General features: G+C 61.6%; 13 protein-coding genes. 7 read left to right on the forward strand and 6 right to left on the reverse strand.

The features are described from left to right. The first annotated feature begins 25 nt into the window (after nt 1–25). Nucleotides 26–2,665 carry a type VI secretion system ATPase TssH gene (tssH, locus tag IE097_RS03405; protein WP_189458748.1) on the forward strand — a complete coding sequence of 880 codons (2,640 nt, stop codon included), beginning with the start codon at nt 26–28 and terminating at the stop codon, nt 2,663–2,665. 63 nt (nt 2,666–2,728) lie between these two features. Here the strand turns inward: tssH and tssA are convergent, their stop codons facing one another. The 6 genes from tssA to IE097_RS03435 form a co-directional block, all read right to left on the reverse strand. Next, complete coding sequence (gene tssA, locus IE097_RS03410; RefSeq protein WP_189458749.1) at nt 2,729–3,838, reverse strand: type VI secretion system protein TssA; 1,110 nt, start codon at nt 3,836–3,838, stop codon at nt 2,729–2,731. Between the two features lie 25 nt (nt 3,839–3,863). Then, nucleotides 3,864–4,127 carry a PAAR domain-containing protein gene (locus tag IE097_RS03415; protein ID WP_189458750.1) on the reverse strand — a complete coding sequence of 88 codons (264 nt, stop codon included), beginning with the start codon at nt 4,125–4,127 and terminating at the stop codon, nt 3,864–3,866. Continuing rightward, entirely contained in the window at nt 4,124–5,566 is a 1,443-nt protein-coding gene (locus IE097_RS03420) for a hypothetical protein (RefSeq protein WP_189458751.1), read from the reverse strand. Before IE097_RS03420 ends, IE097_RS03415 begins: the two co-directional genes overlap by 4 nt. Before the next feature lie 635 nt (nt 5,567–6,201). Then, nucleotides 6,202–6,363: a hypothetical protein gene (locus IE097_RS03425; RefSeq protein ID WP_189458752.1), complete on the reverse strand. Its 162-nt coding sequence runs from the start codon at nt 6,361–6,363 to the stop codon at nt 6,202–6,204. Then, a complete protein-coding gene (locus IE097_RS03430; protein WP_189458753.1) occupies nt 6,360–6,638 on the reverse strand; it encodes a hypothetical protein in 279 nt (92 codons plus the stop codon). The genes IE097_RS03425 and IE097_RS03430 overlap by 4 nt, the downstream gene beginning before the upstream one ends. Before the next feature lie 74 nt (nt 6,639–6,712). After that, nucleotides 6,713–6,916: a hypothetical protein gene (locus tag IE097_RS03435; RefSeq protein ID WP_189458754.1), complete on the reverse strand. Its 204-nt coding sequence runs from the start codon at nt 6,914–6,916 to the stop codon at nt 6,713–6,715. A gap of 684 nt (nt 6,917–7,600) precedes the next feature. On the opposite strand from IE097_RS03435, the gene IE097_RS03440 reads away from it, so the two are divergent. The 6 genes from IE097_RS03440 (at nt 7,601) to IE097_RS03465 (ending at nt 23,847) form a co-directional block, all read left to right on the forward strand. Beyond that, entirely contained in the window at nt 7,601–9,304 is a 1,704-nt protein-coding gene (locus IE097_RS03440) for a ShlB/FhaC/HecB family hemolysin secretion/activation protein (protein ID WP_189458755.1), read from the forward strand. 38 nt (nt 9,305–9,342) lie between these two features. Continuing rightward, complete coding sequence (locus IE097_RS03445; RefSeq protein ID WP_189458756.1) at nt 9,343–10,017, forward strand: CsgG/HfaB family protein; 675 nt, start codon at nt 9,343–9,345, stop codon at nt 10,015–10,017. 29 nt (nt 10,018–10,046) lie between these two features. Beyond that, nucleotides 10,047–10,406: a DUF4810 domain-containing protein gene (locus IE097_RS03450; protein WP_189458757.1), complete on the forward strand. Its 360-nt coding sequence runs from the start codon at nt 10,047–10,049 to the stop codon at nt 10,404–10,406. 12 nt (nt 10,407–10,418) lie between these two features. Continuing rightward, nucleotides 10,419–11,081 carry a DUF799 domain-containing protein gene (locus IE097_RS03455; protein WP_189458758.1) on the forward strand — a complete coding sequence of 221 codons (663 nt, stop codon included), beginning with the start codon at nt 10,419–10,421 and terminating at the stop codon, nt 11,079–11,081. Between the two features lie 197 nt (nt 11,082–11,278). Beyond that, on the forward strand, nt 11,279–23,041 hold the full coding sequence (locus tag IE097_RS03460) for a hemagglutinin repeat-containing protein (protein ID WP_189458759.1): 11,763 nt from the start codon (nt 11,279–11,281) through the stop codon (nt 23,039–23,041). Beyond that, on the forward strand, nt 23,038–23,847 hold the full coding sequence (locus IE097_RS03465; protein WP_189458760.1) for an Imm49 family immunity protein: 810 nt from the start codon (nt 23,038–23,040) through the stop codon (nt 23,845–23,847). The genes IE097_RS03460 and IE097_RS03465 overlap by 4 nt, the downstream gene beginning before the upstream one ends. Nucleotides 23,848–23,858: the final 11 nt, after the last annotated feature.

Below are 23,858 nucleotides of genomic sequence, written 5' to 3' on the forward strand. Positions count from 1 at the left end.
AACGACATCCACACGAGAATCCACCATGCCCACGCCCCTGAAAGCCCTGGTTGCCAAGCTGACGCCGACAGCACGCGCGGCGGTCGAAGACGCCGCCAACCGCGCGGTGACCCGTACGCATTTCGAGATCGAGATCGAACACGTCCTGCTGTCGCTGATCGACCAGACCGACAACGCCTTCACGGCCGCACTGCGCGCCGGTGGTGTCCCGCTGACACAGTTCGAACGCGAGCTCGACGGTACGCTCGAACAGTTCAAGCGCGGCAATACCCGCAATCCGGTACTGTCGAGCTGGCTGCCGCGCTGGCTGGAAAAGGCGTGGCTGATCGCCGGTGCCGAGCATGGCGAACAGGAGATTTCCAGCCTCGATCTGCTGCTGGCACTGCTCGACGACGAAGGGCTGCGCGCGTCGATCAACGGCGCCGCCGCAGCGCTGGCCAAGCTGGACCGTCAGGCGTTGCGTCAGGGCTATGCGGCGCTGCGCCGCCACGGCGAGGAAGGTGGCAACGCGGTGAGCGATTCGGTACCCGAGGCCAGCGATCCGATCGTCGTGCCGGCCGCCGGCAAGCGCGGCTCGCCCGGTCTGGACAAGTACACGATCGATCTGACCGCGCAGGCACGCGCCGGCAAGATCGATCCGGTGCTCGGCCGCGATGCCGAAATCCGGCTGATGACCGACATCCTGATGCGCCGGCGCCAGAACAACCCGATCCTGACCGGCGAGCCCGGCGTCGGCAAGACCGCTGTCGTCGAAGGGCTGGCGCTGAAGATCGTCCGCGGCGAGGTGCCACCCGCACTGGCCGGGGTGACGCTGCGCACGCTCGACCTCGGCCTGCTGCAGGCCGGTGCCAGCGTCAAGGGCGAGTTCGAGAACCGGCTGCGGCAGGTGATCGATGAAGTGAAGGCCAGCCCGGTGCCGATCATCCTGTTCATCGACGAAGCGCATACGATGATCGGTGCCGGTGGTGCGGCCGGCCAGAACGACGCGGCCAATCTGCTCAAGCCGGCGCTGGCGCGCGGCGAGCTGCGCACGATCGCGGCGACGACGTGGGCCGAATACAAGAAGTACTTCGAGAAGGATGCGGCGCTGGCGCGGCGCTTCCAGGTCGTCAAGGTCGACGAGCCGGCGCCGGAGATTGCCGTGCAGATGGTGCGCGGCATTGCCGAAGCCATGGCGGGACACCACAAGGTGCAGATCCTCAACGAGGCGGTGGCCGCAGCGGTCATTCTGTCGAGCCGCTACATTGCCGGCCGTCAGTTGCCGGACAAGGCGATCAGCGTGCTCGACACCGCCTGCGCCCGCGTTGCGCTCTCGCGTGCCGGTCGGCCCGGCCCGATCGAGGATGTCGAAGCGCTGATCGGCAACGTCGACCGTGAACTGGCCACGCTCGAAACCGAGGAAGGCCACGCCGAACGGATCGCTGAACTGAAGGTGCAGCGTGAAGGGCTGAGCGCCGACCTGGAAACGCTGCAGCAAAAATGGCAGGCGCAGCAGGCGCTGGTGGCCGAAATCGATGAGCTCAGGGCTGCCGCAACCAGTGGCGGCGCCAAGCCGGCCAAGGGCAAGAAGATCAGCCCGCTGCAAGCCAAGCGCAACGAGCTGCGCGAGCTGCACAAGACCCTGCCGCTGGCATTCGAATGCGTCGACGAGAACGTCATCGCCGACGTGATCAGTGGCTGGACCGGCATTCCGCTGGGGCGCATGGTCAGCAACGAACTTGAACAGGTACAGAAACTCGCCGGCCTGCTGGCCGAGCGCGTCATCGGTCAGGACCATGCGCTCGAGCAGATCGCCGAGCGGGTGCAGATTGCCAAGGCCAACCTCGACGACCCGAGCAAGCCCAAGGGCGTGTTCATGCTAGTCGGCCCGTCCGGCGTCGGCAAGACCGAAACCGCGCTGGCGCTGGCCGAGGCGCTGTACGGCGGCGAGCGCAACCTGATCACGATCAATATGTCCGAGTATCAGGAAGCGCACAGCGTTTCCGGCCTCAAGGGCTCGCCACCGGGCTACGTCGGCTACGGCGAAGGCGGCGTGCTGACCGAGGCCGTGCGGCGCAAGCCGTACTCGGTGGTGCTGCTCGACGAGGTCGAAAAGGCCCATCCGGACGTGCTCGAGCTGTTCTTCCAGGTGTTCGACAAGGGCGTGCTCGAGGATTCGGAAGGCCGAGAGGTCGACTTCAAGAACACCATCATCCTGCTGACGTCGAATGCAGGTACCGATCTAGTGATGCGCGCAGTCGAGGGCGGGGTGACGATCGGCGACGAAAACCGTGATCCGAGCGCCGACGATCTGGTCGAAGTGCTGCGCCCGACGCTGCAGAAGGTGTTCAAGCCGGCTTTCCTCGGCCGGCTGACCATCGTGCCGTACTTCCCGGTCAGCGACGAAGTGCTGCAGAAGATCGTCGCGCTCAAGCTCGACAAGATCCGCCGCCGCATCGAAGCCAATCACAACGCCAAGGTCGAGTTCCCGGCCGAACTGGTCGAACTGATCACCTCGCGCTGCTTCGACGTCGACAGTGGTGCCCGCGATGCCGACGCGATCCTGACCCGGACGGTGCTGGCGAAAATCTCCAACGAACTGCTGGGCCGTCTGGCCGCGGCCAAACCGGTGAAGAAGATTGCCGTGAGCGTGAAGGGCGACGAGATCAAGGTGAAGCTGAGCTGATCGCCGGTTGACCACAAAACAAAACGGCCCGGAAGGGCCGTTTTGTTTTGGCGCTGAACAGGCTCAGTCGTTCGCGCGGATATCCAGCAATTCCTTCAGCTGCCCGAGCGTCGAATCGTCCTTGATCACCGTCTTCAGCCATTCTTCCAGCGGCATCTCGGCCCACTTGGCGGCGCGTTCGGCCAGCAGGGCGACGGGGCTGTGCGGTTCGTTGGTACGGAAGTAGCGGGCGACCTCGCGCAACTGGCGCACGGCATCGGCGCGGGTGGTCACCGGGCCGTGGTTCACTGCGGCTTGCGGCGTGTTCATCGGCGTACTCGCGGTCGGCGGGACAAAGGGGGCGATTTCGGTTGCGGGCGCAGGGACGGCGGCGGCCGGCGGTGGCGCGGCGACGACCGTGCCGCCGCACTGTTCCAGCAGCCTACGCGCGACGTCGCCAATCGCGCTCAGGGCATCGCGCACTTCGGCCAGGCTCGGTGCGTTGTAGCCGAAGCGCTCGTCCAGTTGCTTGTCGAGCGTGCCGTACGCCGTTTGTGCTGTTTCGATTTCGCCGACCAGACGTGCAAACCAGGGGGCGCCGCAGGCGTTGACTGCCTTGTCGAATACGTCGCCGGCCAGCTTCCCTTCGGCAATTGCCCGGGAGCGGGCATCCTGGTCGCGCAGGCCGAGGTTTTCGACTTCGCGCGACTCCTGCCAGCGGTACCAGTCGTAGCCGCCGTGTTGCGGCGAGACCAGTGCGACCTGACGCAGGGCGAGGCCGAGCTGGCTGTTGAGCCATTCGAGCTTGCCGATCCGTTCGTCGAGGTCATCCGGGTCGAATTCGGGGTAGAGCGTTTCCCAGAAGCGGTTCAGCAAGCCCCCGATCAGGTCGAGACCGAAGGCGGCGCCGCCAAAGCCTTCGGTCTTGGTCAGCGCCTCGGCCAGCCAGACGGCCAGCTGCAGATCCTTGCTCTTGCTGGCGAGTGCGTCGTCGCACAGCTGGCGGACCTTGCTCCATTCGGCCGTCTTGCGGCTGGATTCCCAGTCGCCCAGATCAAGACTGGGGTCGTCGGCACGACGTGCTTCGCGAATCGCGTCAAAAAGTGGCGAGTAGCCGAGGTCCTCGCCGGCGGGGGAGTCGGCACTGATCGGAGCGAGCAGCAGTTCGAGGCGGGCGTTGTGGTTGTTGTCCATTGAGTTCGGTTCCGAGCAAAGGCACTCAGCCCTTGGCGACATTGGGGACGGTGGAAATCAGTGTGGCGCCGCAGCTGGTCTTGTGGCCTTCCAGCGCGACCGGCTTGCCGTCGATCAGCCAGTTCGGATCGCCTTCGACGATGGTGACGCTGCCGTGTCCCTTCTCGGGGCAGGTGACCGAATCGCCGAGCCGGGCAATCGCCTTGCCCATGGCCTTGGCGTTGGGTGAAGCGCTGACGACCGAGCCGCCATGGCTGGTCGGATCGCCGAGCCGGATCACTTTCTTCATGTGGTTTGTTCCTCGGGAAGGGCGTGGCTGACCACGCCGCTGACGATCCGGGTTTCGCCATCAAACTCGGCGATCAGCACCGGCTGTTGCAGCTGCGCCGCCTGAGTGATGGCGATGGCGTTCAGCAAGGCGCTGCGTGCGCCGCCGACGTCGCCGAATTCGGTGACGACGTTGCTGGCGTCGTTGATCGGATTGAGTTCGGATTCGAAGTAGCTCAGCACCGTCGCAACCGCGGCCAACCGCGATCCGCCGACGTCGACGCCACCGCAGTTGTGCGCCAGCCATGCGAGCGTATGGCTCCGGTCGTCACCCGATTCGGCCGGATCGAACGGTAACGGCCGCAGGCAGGCGTTGATCAGTGCGCCTTCGACCGTGGCGCGCAGCTGCTGGCTGAGTTTGTTGCCTGTCGGCAGTGCACTGTCGCTGTAGAGTTCGCGGCTCAGGTGGATGCGGGCAATCGGCGGCAGGTCGGTCAGGCCGGCACGGTATTGTCCAGGGACCCGTCCCCAGCCCGACGCATCGTCCTTTCGGCCATGGTCACGTTCCCAGTAGGGCTGGTAGGGATCCGCTTCATCGCTCGTTGTATCGGCGGTCACTACGGGCGCTGCGAGACCGGCGCGCGTAAACAGCTGCAGCACGACGGCCTGGCCCGGCTTGCCATGCCAGCGTTGCAGTTCGACCTGTTGCGGATCCAGCGGCTCGAACTCGTCTTCGTCGGGCTGCTCTGCCAGTGGCGAATCGCACGCCAGCAGCAGCAGACCCGGCTGCGTCGGATCGTTGCGCAACAGTGCAATCACCCGGTCGTTGAGACTGCCGTTGCCGGGCAGGAATTTGCAGGCCGTGGTCGCTGCTTCATCGTGGCCGGCTTCGATCAACGCATCGTGGAGTGAAAGCCTGACCTGCTCCAGCAGGGCTCGGCCATCCTGCCCCTGACCGGGCAGGACATACAACGGCAGCCAGGCCAGAGCGGGGGTCTCCGTTATGGCGCTGGCGAGGGTCTCGCTCAGCGCTTCGGCAATGGCGGCAGTGCGCTCGGAGACTTCGGCGATCGGTGCGCCCTGAGTCCACAGCGCTTGCGCGGGCGCGGTATCGCACCACGCCGGCATCGATTCGGCGACAACATTTGCCCAGACCGCCCGGCACTCGGCGAAATGCTGACGTTCATGCAGCTCGGCATCGTGGGTCTGGCGGGCCTGGGCAACCCGGTCCGCCTGCGCTTTGGCTTGGGCATCAACATCCGCCTGTTGCTTTGCCGCTTCCCGCTTGGTCTTCCAGCTGCGCCAGCACGCGATGCCCAGCGCGAACAGCATCGGTGGCAACACCAGCAAAGCAAACAGTGAAGGCGCCGACATTGCACCGGCGTTGAACGGGATCACAAAGCCGAGCAGACCCAACCACAGTACAGCCAAGCCGATCAGGATCGATAGATTGAGAATCATTGCTTGCTTATGTTGTTCTTTCTTGATTGTTGCTGGCTATTTTATCTTTTTTTTAAATTGTGTCGATTGACCGTATTTTTGTTGTCAGGTTTTTTCGGCGTGCACTCGAGCCGATTTCTGGGCGAGTGATCAGTTGCCGTCAGTGTCACAAGAATGGCGATTGCATCACTATCTGAGAAACAAGCGGCGTAAACATGTGCGCAGGAAGGGGATGGGGCTTAAGTTCTGGTTGACTGAATAGATCGATATGTTGGTGTAAATAATTGATTTTAAATGATAATTTGATTATTTTTGTCAGGCGACCTGCCCAGTGACCTCCCGCCACAACAGCCGCTCGGCAGAGGACAATTCTGCGTTGCGAAGGGTGTTCCGCGGACCAGTCAGTGGCGTGGTTTCCCGAGAGGGCGGCGATGTCGTAGTGTCAGGCGTGCGATGGGTGACAGCCCGTTGATCTTGTAAAGCGTTCTGTCGTGTCGCCCGGTGTTACCCGGCGCCTTCCGAGTCAGGCTGTTGCGCCCGTTTCATTTTTCCGACGATTGTCCGGCAGCCATGCCGGGGAGCCATTGGGGCCGAGAAGGCTTGCCATCCTTGCCAGCAACCACGTGCCCAGGCAAAGCATCGGGGATTGACCCGCATCAGGACTGTTCCTTGAGCACTTCGCTGACCCATTGGTTGATCCGTACGTAAAAGGGAATCTCGGCCGAGCTGGCTGCTGCTGGACCTGCTGTCGCAGCAGTCAGCCCGGCGTTGCGGAAATAGTAACGCGCCAGCGTCTTTGGCCCATGCTTGTCGATCACCCTATCTTCGCGGTCCCGGCAAGTGAGTTGGGTTTGTGCTTGCAACTCGCAGCACAGCCGCGTCGGCCGGAGGATCCGCCGGTCTCGCGCAGCCAAAACGCCGGGACGATCAGATCGAAATCGCTTTCCGAAAGCGTGCCTCGGGCCCCGCTGACGGGCCGGAGGTGCAACCGCACGCAGTCGAGCAGCATGGTCCGGCTGACGGAATCGGTTTCGTCCACATCCAGTCTTGTAAGTGTGATCCGCAGGCAGATCGTGTGCGGGATCGACATCATTCAGCCCCAACCGAGCTTGGGCGAAGGCCTTGGCCGTATGGGCCGCCGTCGGCATGGGGCTGCGGCTGTGCCGATCAGGTCGGTTCGAACTGCCGCGGAACTTGCCGTTGTTTGTACTGATCCAGCGGCAGGCCGTCCGACTTTGCCTGCACCCGTTTCGGCTTGGCGGCGAGCAGCGGCAAGCCGGACGCAAAGGCCACTTCCGACAAGCGATCGAACAGCTCCGGTTCGAGACGCGCGAACGTACTACCCGGCATCAGGATGAAGGCCGATGGCATGTGACGCCCGAAAACGATTGGACGCGCAGGCTTCGGAGCAGCACTGGATGGTCAGTTTGAATAGGAGCGAGCCGAGTTGGGGGCGTTTTCGCCTGATGGATTCGACTGGCCAATTCGATCTGGGCCCGTAGCGTCAACGCCTGCTCCAGGCCCCCTGATCGGAGAAGAGCCGGCGGATTTCGGTGCCCGGTTTGTGAGGCTGCATGCGTGTAATTCTGGCAGGCGTGTTCAGAAGGCGATCATGAAAATGAGTGTCAATTCTGACTGGCTCGTTCCTGTTTTTTCTTGCGGGTAAGGCCTCTGGAACTTCCAGCTGGACACCGTGTCTGCTTTTCTGGCTTAGACATTTAGCATATTTTTACCTAAATGCAACACGAGAATTCTGTAAGATTTATAAAAACCATAAGCTTTGATGTAGTATTTTTCTTACTAATTTACTGGGTTCTTTCTGGTTTGTTGTGGTTGGCGAGGCTTGTCTGCCCGACGGGCGAAACGGTGACGCCGTCACCTCGTTCTGGTCGGTGTGCAGTAGGCATTGACGGGGCATGTGCGAGGAGGCTCGCCATGTTGCCAAGTTGAATTGCGTGGTCGTTGAGTCAAAGTACCGTTATGTCAGTGGGTAAAGCGGGTGTTGCGGGGAACGGGAAGGCAGGTTGGGCACCCGTCCGGGTGTGTGGTCTGTGGATGGCTGCTTTCTCGTTGATTACGCATTTTGCATATGCAATTCCGCAGGGCGACGAGCAGATCATCCGTCAGCAGCAGCGGCAGCAGGATCAGGAACGTCAGGATCGGCTCAGCGAACCCCGCGTGGTCCTGCCGACTCCCGAGGTGGCTGCATCCGGTGATTCCTTTCCGGTGGAGAAAAATTGCTTCCCGGTGACCCTGGTCGCACTGGATGTGCCGTCGCATGCGCTGGATGCGTTGCAGCTGACGGGGGCGGGAAGATTGCTCGATGGTGATTTCTACTGGCTGAGGCAGACTGCGAACGGTTATGCAGGGCGCTGTATCGGCGCAAAGGGCGTCGAGTACGTCGCCAAGCAGCTGACCCAGCAACTGCTTGACCATGGCTACATCACCAGCCGTGTGCTGGTCCCCGAGCAGGACCTGTCCACCGGTGTGCTGGCGCTGACGGTCATGCCGGGCTGGATTGGCGAAATCCGCTTCGCCGATCCGTCGCTGTACGGCACTTGGCGCAGCGCCTTCCCGACCGGAAAAGGACGGTTGCTGAACTTGCGCGATCTGGAGCAGGGGCTGGAGCAAATGAAGCGTGTCCCGAGTCAGGATGTCGACATGCAGATCGTCCCGGGCAAGGTTGCCGGCGAGAGCGATGTCGTCATTGCCATCAAGCGTGGCAAGCCGTGGAAAGTCGTCGCGACGCTGGATGACACCGGTTCGCATGCCACCGGCAAGCTTCAGGCCGGTGTGTCGCTGTCGCTGGACAATCCGCTGGGCCTGAACGATCTGCTCAATATCGGCTACACCCACGATGCCGACGTCAACCGCGGCGGGTTGGGGACGCTGGGCAAGAGCATGTATTACTCGGTGCCGTGGGGTTACTGGACCTTGACCGCGACTGCCAACGAATCGCGCTATCACCAGACGATCGCCGGCGTCGCGCAGGATTTCGTCTCCAGCGGCATCTCCGACAACATGGCGGTGCGCGTCAGCCGGCTGGTCTACCGCGACCAGTCGACCCAGTTTTCGCTGCAGGCCCAGACGGGCAAGCGGATCAGCCACAGCTTCATCGACGATACCGAAATCGAGGTGCAGCGCCGCGCCAACAGCTTTGCCGAGGTCGGCTTCAACTACCGGCGGTTCTGGGGACAGGCACAGCTCGACCTGACCGGCGCCTGGCGCAAGGGCGTGCCGTGGTTCGGTGCGATGCAGGATTTCCCTGCCGAAGGCGACAACGTCCCGACGTTCTATTACCAGTTGCAAAGCGTCGACGCGACACTGGTGCTGCCGTTCAGGGTTGCCGATGTTCCGCTGCAGTACACCGGTACCTTCCATGGCCAGACGACGAGGGATGCGCTGTATTTCACCGACGACCTCTCGATCGGCAGCCGTTTCACCGTGCGCGGCTTCGACGGCGAGAGCAGCCTGACCGCGGAGAAGGGGTTTTACTGGCGCAACGAGCTTGGCGTGCCGCTGTGGCGTTCGGGGCAATCGCTCTACGTCGGGCTCGACTACGGTCAGGTCTATGGCCCGAATGCGATCCATCTGCCAGGCACAAAACTGGCCGGCGCGGTGCTGGGACTACGGGGCGGCTCCGGCGGTGTTGCCGGCAGCGTCAGTTACGACGTGTTCGTCGGCTGGCCGCTTTATCGTCCGGAAGGTTTCGGCGACGGCAAGCCGACAACCGGCTTCCAGCTGGTCTATCAGTATTGACGCGCCGTACCAAAGAACGGGTTCAGGAGGAGTTGAAAATGAAGATGACAAGATTGCTGGGGACCGTGGCCGCTGCGGCGTCGTTGCTATCCGGATGTGCAACCGAAAGCTCGACCGCGCTGGCCGTGCCGAAGGTTGAAAGCGCCAGCCGGCCCTATACCGGTGTGCGTACGCCGATTGCGGTCGGACAGTTCGACAACCGCTCGGCCTATATGCGCGGCATTTTTTCCGATGGCGTAGACCGGCTGGGCGGGCAGGCCAAAACGATCCTGATTACCCACCTGCAGCAGACCAATCGTTTCAACGTGCTCGATCGCGACAACATGAAGGAGCTGCAGCAGGAAGCCGTGATCAAGAAGCAGGCCCAGAAGCTCAAGGGGGCCGATTACATCATCACCGGCGATGTAACCGAGTTCGGTCGCAAGGAAATCGGTGACCAGCAGCTGTTCGGCATTCTGGGACGCGGCAAATCGCAGATCGCCTATGCCAAGGTCAGTCTCAACGTCGTCGATATCGCGACGTCCGAAGTCGTGTATTCGAGTCAGGGCGCCGGCGAATACAGCCTGTCCAACCGAGAGGTCATCGGCTTTGGCGGGACGGCCAGCTACGACTCGACGCTGAACGGCAAGGTGCTCGACCTGGCGATGCGCGAGGCGGTGAACAAGCTGGTTGCTGCGACCGAATCGGGCGCCTGGAATCCTGCCAAAGAGTAAGCGGCCAGACAATAAAAGGGAGTGATGAGATGACAGCCAAACGGATGGGGCGCCATGTGCTGCCCGTGGCCTTGCTCGGCGGCATGTTGTTGACCGGCTGCAATACCGCACCGAAAACCTTGTACCAGTGGGGCGGATATCAGCAGCAGGTCTACAAGCATTTCCAGGGCGACGCGCCGGAAACGCAGATTGCCGCGCTGGAAGAGGGCTTCCAGAAAATCCGTGCCAATGGCGCAATGCCGCCACCGGGATATCACGCACATCTGGGCATGCTGTATGCCGGGATCGGCAAGGGCGACCAGGCGGTGCAACAGTTCAATACCGAGAAGGCGCTGTTCCCGGAATCCGTGGCCTATATGGACTTCCTGTTGAAGAAATACCAGCAATAAGGTGCACGAATCATGAAAAAAGCAATGAAGCTGATCGCGTGCCTGTCGCTGGTACTGCTCGCCGCAGGATGCGCCACGCCGCAGAAGGCTGCGCGTGATTACACCGCGTTCAAGCAAAGCAAGCCCCGCTCGATCCTGGTGTTGCCGCCACTGAACGAATCGCCTGACGTCAACGCTAGCTACGGCATGCTGTCGCAGATGACCTTCCCGTTGGCCGAAGCAGGCTACTACGTGATGCCGGTGGCGCTGGTCGACGAAACATTCAAGCAGAACGGTCTGGGCCTGCCGGCCGAAATTCACGGTGTCGCGCCGGCCAAGCTCAGGGAAATCTTTGGCGCCGACGCTGCGCTCTACGTCACCGTGACCAAGTACGGGACGAGCTATGTGGTCCTCGACAGTGTCACGGTCGTTGCCGCCAACGCCAAGCTGGTCGATCTGAAGACCGGCGACGTGCTCTGGACCGGCGCCGCATCGGCGTCGAGCAGCGAAAACGGCAACAACGCGTCGAACGGTCTGCTCGGCATGCTGATTACCGCAGCGATCAAGCAAATCGCCAACAACGTCACCGATGCCGCGTATCCGATCGCCGGTCTGACCAGCGTGCGCATGCTGTCGGCCGGTGGCCCGAACGGCATGCTGTACGGGCCGCATTCGCCCAAATACGGCACGGACTGAGTCGCGCGGACATCTCCTGCCGAGGGCGCATGCCTTCGGCTGGCTTCGGCCTTGTAACGATGAATCACCGGCCGATTCCCCGGCAGGGGACGGCGTGCCGTTCGCGGACCGGGTAGCGAACGGCACCAACATGAAATTGTGGTCATTCGGTTCTGCACGCTTCGGGCGGGTGCAGGGCACGGTATTGGATTGCTGAAATGAAAAAAGACATTGCGGATATGGCGAATCGGAATGGCGATTTGCGGGCCGGGCTTGCTTCGATCGAATTGGCGGCCGGCGGGAACGGCATCCTGTCATTCCCGCGTCGCGTCTTGCTTTCATTCACGCTGTTCTGCTTCATTGCCCAGCCTGTGCTGGCTGCGGGGCCGATTGTCGCCGACCCGAATGCGCCCGGCGGACAGCGACCAACCGTACAGACGACGGCCAACGGTTTGCCCGTCGTCAACATCGCCGCTCCCAATGGCGCCGGTGTATCGCACAACAAATACAACCAGTTCAATGTCGATGCAAAAGGCGCGATTCTCAACAATTCGCCCGGCCTGGTGCAGACCCAGTTGGGTGGCTATGTCGACGGCAACGCCAATCTGGCCGGCGGTGCGGCGCGGACGATCCTCAACGAGGTCACCTCGGGCAATCCGAGCGCATTACGCGGCTATCTGGAAGTCGCCGGCCAGCGTGCCAATATCATCGTCGCCAACCCCAACGGGATATCGTGTGACGGTTGCGGTTTCATCAACAGCAACCGCGCTACCTTGACGACCGGTACGCCGGTCTTCGGCGGCAGCGGCAGCCTTGACGCGTTCCGTGTCGGCACCGGGCTGATCACCGTCAGTGGCGCCGGACTCAACGGCGGCAATCTGGATCAGGTCGACCTGATCGCGCGCGCGGTCCGGATCAATGCCGGCGTCTACGCCAGGCACTTGAACGTCGTCGCCGGCACGGCCACGGCGAACTACGCCGATCTCGCGGTACAGGCGGGAACCGGCGATGCCGACGCGCCCGGCGTATCGATCGACGTTGCCCAGCTCGGCGGGATGTATGCCGACAAGATTCGCCTGATCGGTACCGAAGCCGGCGTCGGCGTGAACCTCGTCGGCACGATTGCGGCAACGCAGGATCTGCAGATCGACAGTGCCGGCAAACTGACGCTCGGCGGGAAAACCACCGCAGCGACAGCGATGCTCAGCGGCGCCGAAATCGCCAACACCGGGCAACTGTACGTAACGCAAAGCCTGGCGGTGAAGGCGGCAGGGCAACTGGTCAACACCGGGGTGATTGCAAGCGCACAGCATGCGGACCTGCAGACGGGCAGCCTTGCGCAGCAGGGGATGCTGGCGGCCGGTCTGTCGGCCGATGGCCAAATCCAGGGCAACGGCTCGCTGACGGTGGCGAGTGTCGGCAATGCCAGCCTGACCGGCCAGACCGTCGCAGCCGGCAATGCCACGGTCCGCGCAGCAAGCATCGACGCCAGCGGCGGCAAGCTGCAAAGCGCCAATGCGCTGGACGTTCAGGCCACGCAGGGTGATGTCACTTTCGACAAAGCGACGGTTTCGGCCGGAAGCACCCTCGCCGTGCGTGCTGCTGCAGGTCTGAATACCCGTGGCGCGACGGTTTCGGCACGGCAGCTGACGATGGCTGGGCGCAACATCGACAACAGCGGTGGCAGCCTCGCTCAGACCGGCGCCGGCACGCTGCAGGTTTCGGCGACGGAGGCCATCGTCAATCGCGGCGGCCTGATCGGTGCAAACGGCGAGCTGCAACTGAACGCGGCCATGCTGGACAACAGCGGCCGAGGTCAGTTGCAGGCCAAACGGCTGGCGCTGACAGTCGGGCAGTTGGACAACCGGCAGGGCAGCATCCGCCAGACCGGGTCGCAAAACGGCAGTTTTTCGATCAGTGACACCCTTGACAACCGCAAGGGTGTGATCGCGACCAATGCGCAGGATCTGAGCCTGTCTGCCGTTCAGCTCGACAATGCAGAAGGGCAGATCGTCCTGACGGGCAACGGCAAACTGAGCCTGAATGGCGCGCTGGACAACAGCGATGGCAAGGTGGCCAGCAACGGCGATGTCGCCATCAACGCCGGAACGCTGAACAACGCGCGGGGGCAGATCGCCGCGCAACGGCAACTCGACGTGGTGTCCGGTTCAGTGCTGAACCGGTCCGGCACGATGGCCGCCGGCAAGGCGCTACGGATCGATAACGTGGGCGCGTTCGATAACCGCGACGGTGCGATCGAAGCCGGCGAAGGGCTGACGTTCAGGAGCGGCAGCCTGAACAATGATGGCCTGGGCCGGGTGTTGGTGCTGAGCGGAGACGGTGTGATTACCGCCGATACCGTGAGCAATCAGGGCACCTTGGGCGGCAACGGCAATGTGCTGATGACCGCGGGCCGGCTCGACAACACCGGTGCGTTATCCGCGCTTCAGGCCCTGACGATCAAGGCCGCTCAGCTCGACAACGGCGGCAAGCTGGTGACCGCCAGCGCCTTGCAGCTCACGGCACAACACACTACCAATAGCGGCACGATCCAGGGCGATTTGCTCAGTATCGCCGGTATGTCGCTGATCAACGCCGGAGGGCAGCTGATTCAGGTCGGCAACGGCGATGCGCAGTGGGCTTTGACGGATGTCTTCGATAATCGCGGTGGTGCTGTCGGAAGCGCGGCCCGGAGTCTGACGCTGAATGCCGGCCAGTTGACCAACACCGGCCGGATCGGCCTGAGCGGCAGCGGCCAGCACCGGATTGATGCGGCCGAACTCGACAACAGCGGCGGCCAGCTGATCCAGGCCGGTGCCGGCAGCATGATCGTGACCGCCAGCAACGAACTGGCGAATCGGGGTGGTTTGATCGGCAGCGCTGGCACCTTGAAATTGAATGCGGCCACGCTGGACAACAGCAATGCGGGCCAGTTGCAGGCGGACCGTCTGGCGCTGACCGTAGGCCAGCTGAACAATCAGCAGGGCAGCATCCGCCAGACCGGCGCGCAGAACGGCAGCTTCGCGATCAGCGGTGCGCTGGACAACCGCAAGGGGACGATTGCGACCAACGCGAAGGACCTGACCCTGGTGGCGGCGCAGATCGACAATGCCGAGGGCCAGATCGCGCTGGCTGGTGACGGCAAGCTGAGCCTGACCGGCCCGCTCGACAACAGCGGCGGCAAACTCGTCAGCAACGGCGACATCGCGATCCGGACCACGATGCTGACCAATGCCCAGGGGCAGGTGGTGGCGCAGCGGCAACTGGACATCGATGCGCAATCGGTCAACAACCAGTCGGGCTCGCTGGCGTCCGGTGCGGCGCTGGTAATCAACAGTGCCGGTGCACTGGATTCGACCAACGGCAATATCGAAGCCGGTAACGGTCTCACGCTGAATACCGGCAGCCTCAACAACGGTGGCCGGACGGTGGCCGTGGCCGGCAACGCGACCGTGACTGCGACGGGCAACATCGTCAACACCGGCACGCTGGGTGCCAACGGCCAGCTGCAACTGAACGGCAAGCAGCTGAGCAACAGCGGCACGCTGACCAGCATGCAGGATCTCGGCATTGCGGCCGAGACGCTGAACAACAGCGGCACCGTGGTCGCGGCCAAGCAGGTCACGTTCAACGCCACGCAAAGCGTCGGCAACAGCGGCACCGTCCAGGCCGAGCGGCTTGCCGTCACCACGCCGACGCTGAGCAACAGCGGTGGCAAATTCATCCAGACCGGCACCATCAACGGGGCCTGGACCATCGCCTCCTTGCTCGACAACCGCAATGGCAGCATCAGCAGTGCAGCGCAAGACCTCGCATTGCAAAGCGCGCGAATCCTCAACGGTAGCGGGCGGATTGCCCATGCCGGCACTGGCCTGCTGTCGCTGACCGGTACGCTCGACAACGCCGCGGGCCAGGTCGGCAGCAACGGCGCGATCCGGATCTCGACCGATCAGTTCGGCAACGTCGCCGGCAATGTCGCGGCCTATCGCGGGCTGACGGTCACCGCGCAAAACCTGAACAACACTGCAGGCGGTGTACTGACCGCCAGTGACGTTGTCGATCTTGGCGTCAGCGGTACGCTCGACAACACCGGCGGCACCGTCGAAGGCGGCAATGGCCTGAGCGCGAGCGCGGCCACCTTGAACAACGGCGCCAATGGCCGCCTGGTTGCGGTGAGCGGGGACAGTCGCATCAGCGCCGGCAGCCAGTTGAGCAACGCGGGGCTGATCGGCGGCAACGGCAACGTCACGGTGACCGCGCCGCAATTGAACAACACCGGCATGATCAGCGCGGGCCAGCTGCTGGATGTCAGCGGCAACGAGCTTGGCAACCGGGGCGGTCAGCTGCAGGGGCGTTCCGTTGCCGTCCGGGCCAATGGCAAGCTCGACAACGAGGGCGGCAAGGTCGACGCGGCCAACGCGCTGTCGGCGACCGCTGCAAGCATCGACAACGCGAGCGGCCGCATCGCCAACAGCGGCAGCGCGCAAACCACGGTGAGCGCAGGCGCAGGCCTGAACAACAGCAATGGCCTGATCGGTGGCAACGGCAACACCCAGATCGGCGCTGCCACCCTGACCAACACCGGGGGTACGCTGACCAGTGGTGCCGACCTGGGTGTGACCGCAACTACCCAGCTGAACAACGGTGGCGGCACCCTGTTCGCGGTCGGCAACACCAGCGTGAACACGCCGTTGTTCAACAACGCCGGTGGCGTGCTGAACGGCCGTGGCGATGCCAGCATCAGCGCAAGCCAGACCGACAACAGCGGTGGCCGGATCGCAACCAACCGCAACATCATGCTGACCAGCGCCGGCTTTTACGGTCTGGGCGACATCAACGCCGGCAACGACCTGACGCTGAACCTGCAGGGCGACATCAACCTCGTCGCCGGCATGGGCTGGACCGCGAACCACGACCTGACGCTGAACACCAACGGCAACATCGACAACCGGACGCGTTTTGGCGCGGTAGGCACGCTCAGTCTCAACGGTGCCAATGTCTACAACCGGGCGGGGGCCGAACTTTCGGGCAATGACGGCCTGCGCATTTCGACGGGCTACCTGCAGAACGAGGGCACGCTGTTCGGCGATCGTGTCGAACTCGGCGCCGGCAGCATCCTCAACCGCAACGCCATCTTCGGCGGCGACGTGACGTTGCGTGCCGGCAGCATCGCCAATGCCGGCAACGGCAATCCGGACAGCAGCATCATTGCCGCCGGCCGCAACCTCAACCTCTACACCGGTGACCTGACCAACACCGCCGGCGGCGATCTGTACAGCCTCGGCAATCTCAACATTGCCGCGCAGGATGGCGTTGGCAACGCCGGGCGGGTGCTGAACCAGTCGTCGACGATCCAGGGCGACGGGGATGTCGGCATCCGCGCCGGTGAAATCCGCAATCAGTGGGATTCGATTACCTATTCGGAAATCTCGACAAGTACCGAGCCGGTCAAACAGACCACGACCTCCCAGGGTGGTGAGCCGGTCGGCGGCCCGCCCGGTGGTGGCAGTACGACCACCACCACGGTTGCAACGACCTATACCACCACGACTGACGCCACGGTGTCGACAAGCGGCAGGGCGGGCAAGATCCTGGCTGGCGGTCAATTGGCGCTGGCCGGCGGTTCGGTCATCAACGATGCCAGCGTGATCGCGGCGGGGGGCAACGCGAGTGTCGACCAGAACCTGTTGCAGAACGTCGGCTATCAGGCTTATCGGCGAATCACCGAAACCCAGTCGGGCGAGAAAACGGTAGAAACCAAATGGTGTGGCGGCGGGGCGGGTGGTAATTCCGGCGGCTGCGGTTCCGAGCGGAAAACCTTTGAGTTCGGCCCGATCACGACGGTGATCGAAGATGTGTTGAAGCCCGGCATCAGCGCCAGCTTCACTGCCGGTGGCAGCATCAGCGGCAATGCTGGAACGATCCGCAACATCACGACCGGCTTGCACACGCCGGCGATCGTTGGTTCGACGATCAATGCGAACGGTGTCGCCAGGCTCGATCCGTCAACCGTCAATACCGGCGGTGGTCAACTTGCGGCCATCGCGGCACCGGTCAAGTTGACCGGCCAGGGCCCGGCAACGCAATCGGCGGTCGATGGCCCAACGTTGACCGGCCCGACCACGACGCAAACAAATGCGTCGCAACTGCAGGGCCAGGGGCAAACCACGGCAGCACGCGTGGCGGGTGTCGGGCTGCGCGGCGATCCGATCAGCGCAGGCTATCAGTTGCCGACCAGCGGCCTGTACCGGATCAACCCGATGCCGGACCAGAAGTACCTGGTCGAGACCGACCCGCGCTTTACCCAGTACGGCAAGTTCATCAGCAGCGACTACATGCTCGGCCGGCTGAACATCGACCCGTCCGCCACGCACAAGCGCCTCGGCGACGCGTTCTATGAAAACAAGCTCGTTACCGACCAGATTGCCCAACTGACCGGCCGGCGTTTCCTCGACGGCTACACCGACCAGCAGGCTGAATACCAGGCGCTGATGGATGCCGGCGCGGCGTATGCACAGCAGTTCGGCATCACGCCCGGCATCAGTCTCAGTGGCGAGCAAATGGCCAGCCTGACCCGTGACATGGTCTGGCTCGAGACCCGTGTGGTCAACGGTCAGAGTGTTCTGGTGCCGGTGGTCTACCTCGCCGGCGTCGAACAGAACGTCATGCAAACCGGCCAGGGCATGCTCGCGGCCGACAGTATCGACCTGCGCACCGGTACGCTCTCCAACAGTGGCGTGATCCAGAGCCAGACGGCGACGAAGATTGCCGCCACGCAGATCAGCAACCTCGGCGGCACGATCAGCAGCACCGGCAGCATCGACCTTGCCGCGACAGGCGATCTGCTGAACCAGTCCGGTCTGATCAGCGGTAACGCGGTCAAGCTCGTTGCCGGCAACGACCTGACCAACCTGACCGTTGCGGGTATGCGCATCGGCACGATCCAGGCCGGCGACAGTCTGGCGATGAATGCCGGTAGGGATATGGTCCTGACTGCCAGCCAGCTCGATGCCAAGGGCAATGTATCGCTCGATGTCGGTCGGAATCTGGTGCTGGATACCTTGGCGACGACAAAAAACCATACGCAAACGGGCAAGGATCTTGGCAACGGCTGGTTCCTGCAGGACGGCACAACCACGACTACCAGTCAGACGACGTTTGAAGCCAGCAGTATTTCTGCAGGAAAAAACCTTGCAATCAAAGTCGGTAACGACGTCAACGCCACTGCTGCAACCTTGAAGGCGGGCGATCAACTGACGCTGCTTGCCGGTGGTGATGTAACGCTGAAGGCTGCGAAAGAAACGGCCAGCTTTGACCAGCGCATTGGCGGTGACCGCTATCACCTTGCTGAGAGCAGTGAGCGCTTGGTGAGTACCACTATCGAGGCAACGAACAACATCACGATTGGTGCGGGCCAGGGTGAGGGCAAGCACGGCAATCTGACTGTAACCAGCAGTGATGTGCTCAGTGAAAAGGGCAAGATTCAGCTTGCCGCCACGGGTGATGTCAATCTGGGGGCGCAAATCGAAACGGAGTCCTCGCTCACTGAAACCCATCAGAAGACCAAGGGTTTCTTCAAGAAGAGCGAAACGCGCACGCGCGATGAAACGGTCACGACCACCGCAGTGGGCAGCACCATCAGCGGCGACAGCGTCGCTATCGTTGCCGGTAACAATCTGAATGTGGTTGGCAGCAATGTTGTCGGCACCAACGATGTCGATCTGCGTGCCGGTAAGGATGTCAACATCGTCGCGGCCACCAATACCGTGTACGAGGAACGTTACCGCGAAGAAAAGAAGTCCGGTCTGTCGGTCGGTCTGATGTCGATGAGTTATGACAAACAGCAGAGCAAGGACCATTCGGTTGCAGACGCGACGAAACAAAGCCAAAGCCGCAGCCTCGTCGGTTCGACCGAAGGCAATCTGACCATTGTTGCAGGCGGTGATGCCAACATTCTGGGCAGTGACCTCAGCGCCCTGCAGGGTGATCTCGGTATCCGTGCTCAGAACATCAATATCAGCAACGGTATCGATACGCTGGAGACGCAGGAAAACCACGAGCGCAAGCAAAGCGGACTCTCGACGAAGGTGGTAGGTACGCCGATCGATACGGTGCGCAACCTCCAGGACACGGTTGCGACTAAAAAAGGCTATGCAGCGTACGACGGCGTCATGAAAGAACTGGGTGCCAGTGTGTTCAACACGCCCGACGTCGATATCAGCTTCGGTCGCAGTCAGAGCCAGATCAATCTGCAATCGTCTTCGCAGGCAGCGATCGGCAGCACGCTGAATGCGGGCGGCGACATCAAGCTGATCGCGACCGGTTCCGGTGTGCTGGATGCCAACGGCAAGGCGGTGGACGGCAACATCAACGTCATCGGCTCGGTGGTGCAAGGGGGCGGTAAAACCACGCTGGCGGCGAACGGCAATGTCAATGTCGTGGCCAGCAACAGCGAATCGGAAAGCAGCAGCAGCCAGAGCAGCAGCGGTACGCGGGTCTCGCTGTACGCACCGCAACTCGGTGATGTTGGCCGCGGTATTTCCGGCGGGCCGGACAATAGTGGCACCTCGCTGTCGCCCTACAACCAGTCGCGCACCGAAGGGCACTCGGAGCAGCAAAACAGCCGCCAAACCGCCAGCCTGATCAGTGGTTCACAAGTATCGATTTCCAGCTCGACCAGCGACATCCTGATCGCCGGCTCTGCCGTCACGGGCTTGATGGGAGTTGATCTGGCTGCTGCAGGCAACATCAGTATCGTTGCCGGCAACGATGCGCAGCGCTCCAACCAGCAAGCCAGTTCACTGACCCTCGGCGACTTGGGCGGTACCGGCAACAGTCAGACCAACGGCATTCGCCGTACTGAAGACAGCGCGAGGGGTGCAGGCAACACCCAGAGCACCATCCGCAGTGAAATCACCAGCGCCTTTGGCGACGTCAACATCACTGCCGGCGAAGCCCTTCACATTGCCGGCGCCGATATTGCCGCTGGCAATGATGCGATGCTGATCGGCAAACAGGTGCAAATCGACCCGGGTGTCGACCAGTACCGCTACGACGAAGCGCACAAGATGTCGCAGACCGGGGTGACAACCAAGGTCTCCAGCCCGATCGAATCGGCAGTGCAAACCGTCGTCGCCATGGCCGAACAGGGCCGGGAAAGCAGCGATGCGCGCACGAAGGCACTCGCCGCAGGTACTGCTGCGCTGGCAACCTACAACGCGGTGAGTGCAGCTACAGTCAACCCGACACAAATGGCCAGCGTCAGCGGCAGCATCACCTTCGGCCAGAGCAAGAGCCAAAGCACCAGCACGCAACAATCTGCCTTGAACAGCGGTAGCAGCGTGCAAGCGGGTCGTGACCTGATCATTGCCGCCACCGGTGCGGGCGAAACCTCCAACCTCAACCTCATCGGCAGCGATATTTCGGCTGGGCGCGATATCACGTTGTTAGCCGACAACAAGGTCAATCTGCTCGCCGCGCTCGACACCAACAGCGAACACAGCAAGAACAGCGGCAGCAGTTGGGGGATCGGGGTAGCTGCCAGCGTGGGCGCCGGTGGCTTCGCCGTCGGGATTACCGTCGAGGCCAGCACCAGCAAGGGCCATGTCGATGGTGAAGAACGTACTTGGCAGAACAGCCATGTAGGTGCCGGTGAAAACCTGACCATCGTTTCGGGCGGGGATACCAATCTGCGCGGTGCGGTGGCAAGTGCCGAGCAGGTCAGCGCAGATGTGGGTGGGGATCTGAATATCGAGAGCCTGCAGGACACCCACAAGTACGACAGCAAGCAAACCTCTGCAGGCGGCAGCATTACTGTCGGCATTGGCGCATCGACCGGGTCGGGTGGCGTTAGCTTCAGCGGTGAAAACATGAAGAACGACTACGCCAGCGTGATCGAACAAAGTGGCATCGTCGCGGGCGAGGGGGGCTTCCAGATCAAGGTCAAGGGCAACACCGACCTGACTGGTGCCGTGATCGCCAGCACGGCGGATGCCGACAAGAATTCGCTGACCACCGGCTCGCTCAGCTATCGCGAGATCGAGAACCACGCCGAATACAGCGGCAGCAGTGTCGGTCTGGCAGTCTCGGGCGGGATTGGCGACGACAAAAAAGCGACCGATCCCGGCCCGGGTTTCAAAGCCGGATCGATGGAGTTTGCAACCGGCGTGAGTGCTACTGTCCCTGTCGTTTTGGGCGCCAGCGGAGAACAAAGCAGCACCACCCACAGCGCCATCAGTGCCGGTAGCATCGTCATTACCGACGCCGCCAAACAGCAGGAAAAGACCGGGCAGACCGTTGCCGAAGCCGTTGCCGGCATCAGCCGCGACACCAGCAATGCGCATCAGGCGCTGAACGACGAGTTTGACGCCAAGGAAGTCCACGGTGGCTTCGTGGTGACGCAGGCGTTCGTGCAGGAAGTGGGGACGTTCCAGGCAGTCAAGGCGCAGGAGGCGGATGCCAAGGAAAAGGCATTCCGCAACGAGAAGGATCCGGAGAAACAGAAGCAACTAAAAGCCGAATACGAAGAGGCGCTCAAATGGGCTCCCGGAGGCACGTACAGCCAAGTGTTGACCGCATTTACCGTTGCTACAGGTAGCAATGTAGCGGGCGGCATCGGGCAATTGGCGCAAGTGGCAGTGGTGAAGTATGTCCAAGGGATGGCGACGAACCAGGTAAAACAGCTTGCGGACATGCTTGACTCGGAGGCCGCACGCGCCGCACTGCAAGGTTTGGTTGGCTGCGCCGGGGGCCAGGCATCCGGTAGTAGCTGCAGTTCCGGCGCACTTGGGGCCGCCGGTACGGTGGTGATGAGCAGTTTGCTTGATCAACTGATGCACAAGGATCCGGCGCTGATGAGTGCCGGGGAAAAGAAGGAGAGAGAAAATCTGGTCGCTGCGCTGATGGGCGGAATTGTGGCAGCAGCAGGTGGGAATGTGGCCGAAGCGGTTGGCGCCTCGCAAATCGAGATGGCGAACAACCGGGACTCGCCACAGCAGATGCAGCAAATCATGTTGACGGCGAGAAAGCTGGATCGTGAGCGAATCGAAAGGATGTTCAAAGCTGGCGATTGTGCCAGCGTCAGCCCCCAGCAGTGCGTCGCAAAGATGGACGATCGCCAGCGGGAGGAATTGCAGCGCTTTGCAATTACCCTTGGCACACTGCTGCCGGTGATGGGGGAAGTTGACGCAATCAAGACCTTGATCACGGGGATGGACCTGAACGGTGATGAAGTCCATCGCTTCTGGGGCGTGCTTGGCGTTGTCACAGCTGGCTATGGACAGAAGGGGAAGTTGCTCGTCGAGACAATCAGCGAGGCATCGGTGGAGAAGGCTGCAGTTCTGGCTGCCGCCGAGAAGACGGCTGGTAAAACGACACAGCAAACCACAAAGGTGGTGTTGGCTCCGCGCCCTGGAACGTTGGACGACCTCAATCACCTGCCGGAAGCGCTGCCGAGCAAGAGCGGGAACCTCTGCAAATCCAAGGTGTTGGGGTGCGGCGTCACGTTATCGGTGCACGCCGAGGATCAGGCTCTGGTGGATACGATCAGGAAGAACGGTGATCTAGGGGGTACACTGACCGAGGAGTTGGCCGAGAAGATGGCTGCTCGCAGTGGTTACGAGTCGTTGGCGGGCAAGTACGGGGCCAACAATGGGTTTGATCATGTGCTCATCAAGGAAGGCAGCGATGGTTCGGTGCTGATCCTTGATTCGAAGCAAATGAAAAAATTCTCAACCCGACTTGAGATGAATGCCGCTGGGGGCTATCCGCAGCTTTCAGACGAATGGGTTAATCAGGTTTTGAGAAACTTGGATGTTGCTGCCGCAAAAGCTAGCTTTTCCGATAAGGCCGAGATCTTTAGAACTATTAATTTAGTTAAAGACGCCATGCTAGATGGTAAGTTAAAAACAGCGGTGATTGCGGTTGACAAAACGACTGGGAATGTAATGGCAGTTCCTGTAAAGGTAGGAGGGGTGAAGTGAGTGTTCTTATTTCCGACAAAAATTGCATGATTCTGGCCAGTGTTCGAGATTCGGAGAAATCTTATGTTGAAAAATCACTTGCGAGAATTTCAACAGGTACTGGAGATCCAGTCGCGTGTGAACGCCTGTTAGGGAACTATGCAGAAGTTGAGGCATTGTTTCAGTATTTTGATGGAAAAAGTTTGCTTGATTTACGGTACTGGTTGTATGTTGCTGCAAAAATTCAGCTGCACCAGCTTCCGCATAATCATCGCTTCGGCTACCCTACATTACGTTTTTGGAGGCCGCTTTTCTCGAACCATTCTGGGCTAATAGAGCATGTTGCTCGATTTCCAGAGCAGTACCCTCTGGATGCCGGACGAGATCTGGGCGAGATACTGGAAACGCGCGAAAAACCGCTGCATGACAATCATCAGCGCTGGGTACGTCAGCTGGCCATTCGTGGCGAATGGGATCGGGTTCAGGCGCAAACGGCATTGGCTTTGGCTAATCCGCCGAAAAGCGTCAAGTCATATGTGTTGACAGATATGCAGTATTTGCAGGCATTGGCTAGCGGTGATGTAGCAACGATGGAGGCATGTCTGGCTGAGTTGTTGAAGCCACGCATTCGCAAGGCGCGGAATGATTTGCCGATACTCGAAGACTTGCTGAGTCTGGATGTGCTGGTGCTCGCCAAAATCGCCTGGATGCACGGCTATGAAATAGATCCAAAATCGAATTATGTACCAAGCGACTGGTTGCCGATGACGCCCAATGCGTCATATGTCGACCCTTGGGATTTCATGAAAGATATTGTGTTGCCGTGATAAGGATTTCT

This window comes from Jeongeupia chitinilytica, assembly GCF_014652315.1.
Lineage (GTDB): Bacteria > Pseudomonadota > Gammaproteobacteria > Burkholderiales > Chitinibacteraceae > Jeongeupia > Jeongeupia chitinilytica.

Coding starts and splice junctions, on each gene's coding strand:
- IE097_RS03450 (WP_189458757.1), top strand. CDS start 10,047: ATGACAGCCAAACGGATGGGGCGCCATGTGCTGCCCGTGGCCTTGCTC.
- IE097_RS03420 (WP_189458751.1), bottom strand. CDS start 5,566: ATGATTCTCAATCTATCGATCCTGATCGGCTTGGCTGTACTGTGGTTG.
- IE097_RS03440 (WP_189458755.1), top strand. CDS start 7,601: ATGGCTGCTTTCTCGTTGATTACGCATTTTGCATATGCAATTCCGCAG.
- tssA (WP_189458749.1), bottom strand. CDS start 3,838: ATGGACAACAACCACAACGCCCGCCTCGAACTGCTGCTCGCTCCGATC.
- IE097_RS03415 (WP_189458750.1), bottom strand. CDS start 4,127: ATGAAGAAAGTGATCCGGCTCGGCGATCCGACCAGCCATGGCGGCTCG.
- IE097_RS03455 (WP_189458758.1), top strand. CDS start 10,419: ATGAAAAAAGCAATGAAGCTGATCGCGTGCCTGTCGCTGGTACTGCTC.
- IE097_RS03460 (WP_189458759.1), top strand. CDS start 11,279: ATGAAAAAAGACATTGCGGATATGGCGAATCGGAATGGCGATTTGCGG.
- IE097_RS03445 (WP_189458756.1), top strand. CDS start 9,343: ATGAAGATGACAAGATTGCTGGGGACCGTGGCCGCTGCGGCGTCGTTG.
- IE097_RS03435 (WP_189458754.1), bottom strand. CDS start 6,916: ATGCCATCGGCCTTCATCCTGATGCCGGGTAGTACGTTCGCGCGTCTC.
- IE097_RS03430 (WP_189458753.1), bottom strand. CDS start 6,638: ATGATGTCGATCCCGCACACGATCTGCCTGCGGATCACACTTACAAGA.
- tssH (WP_189458748.1), top strand. CDS start 26: ATGCCCACGCCCCTGAAAGCCCTGGTTGCCAAGCTGACGCCGACAGCA.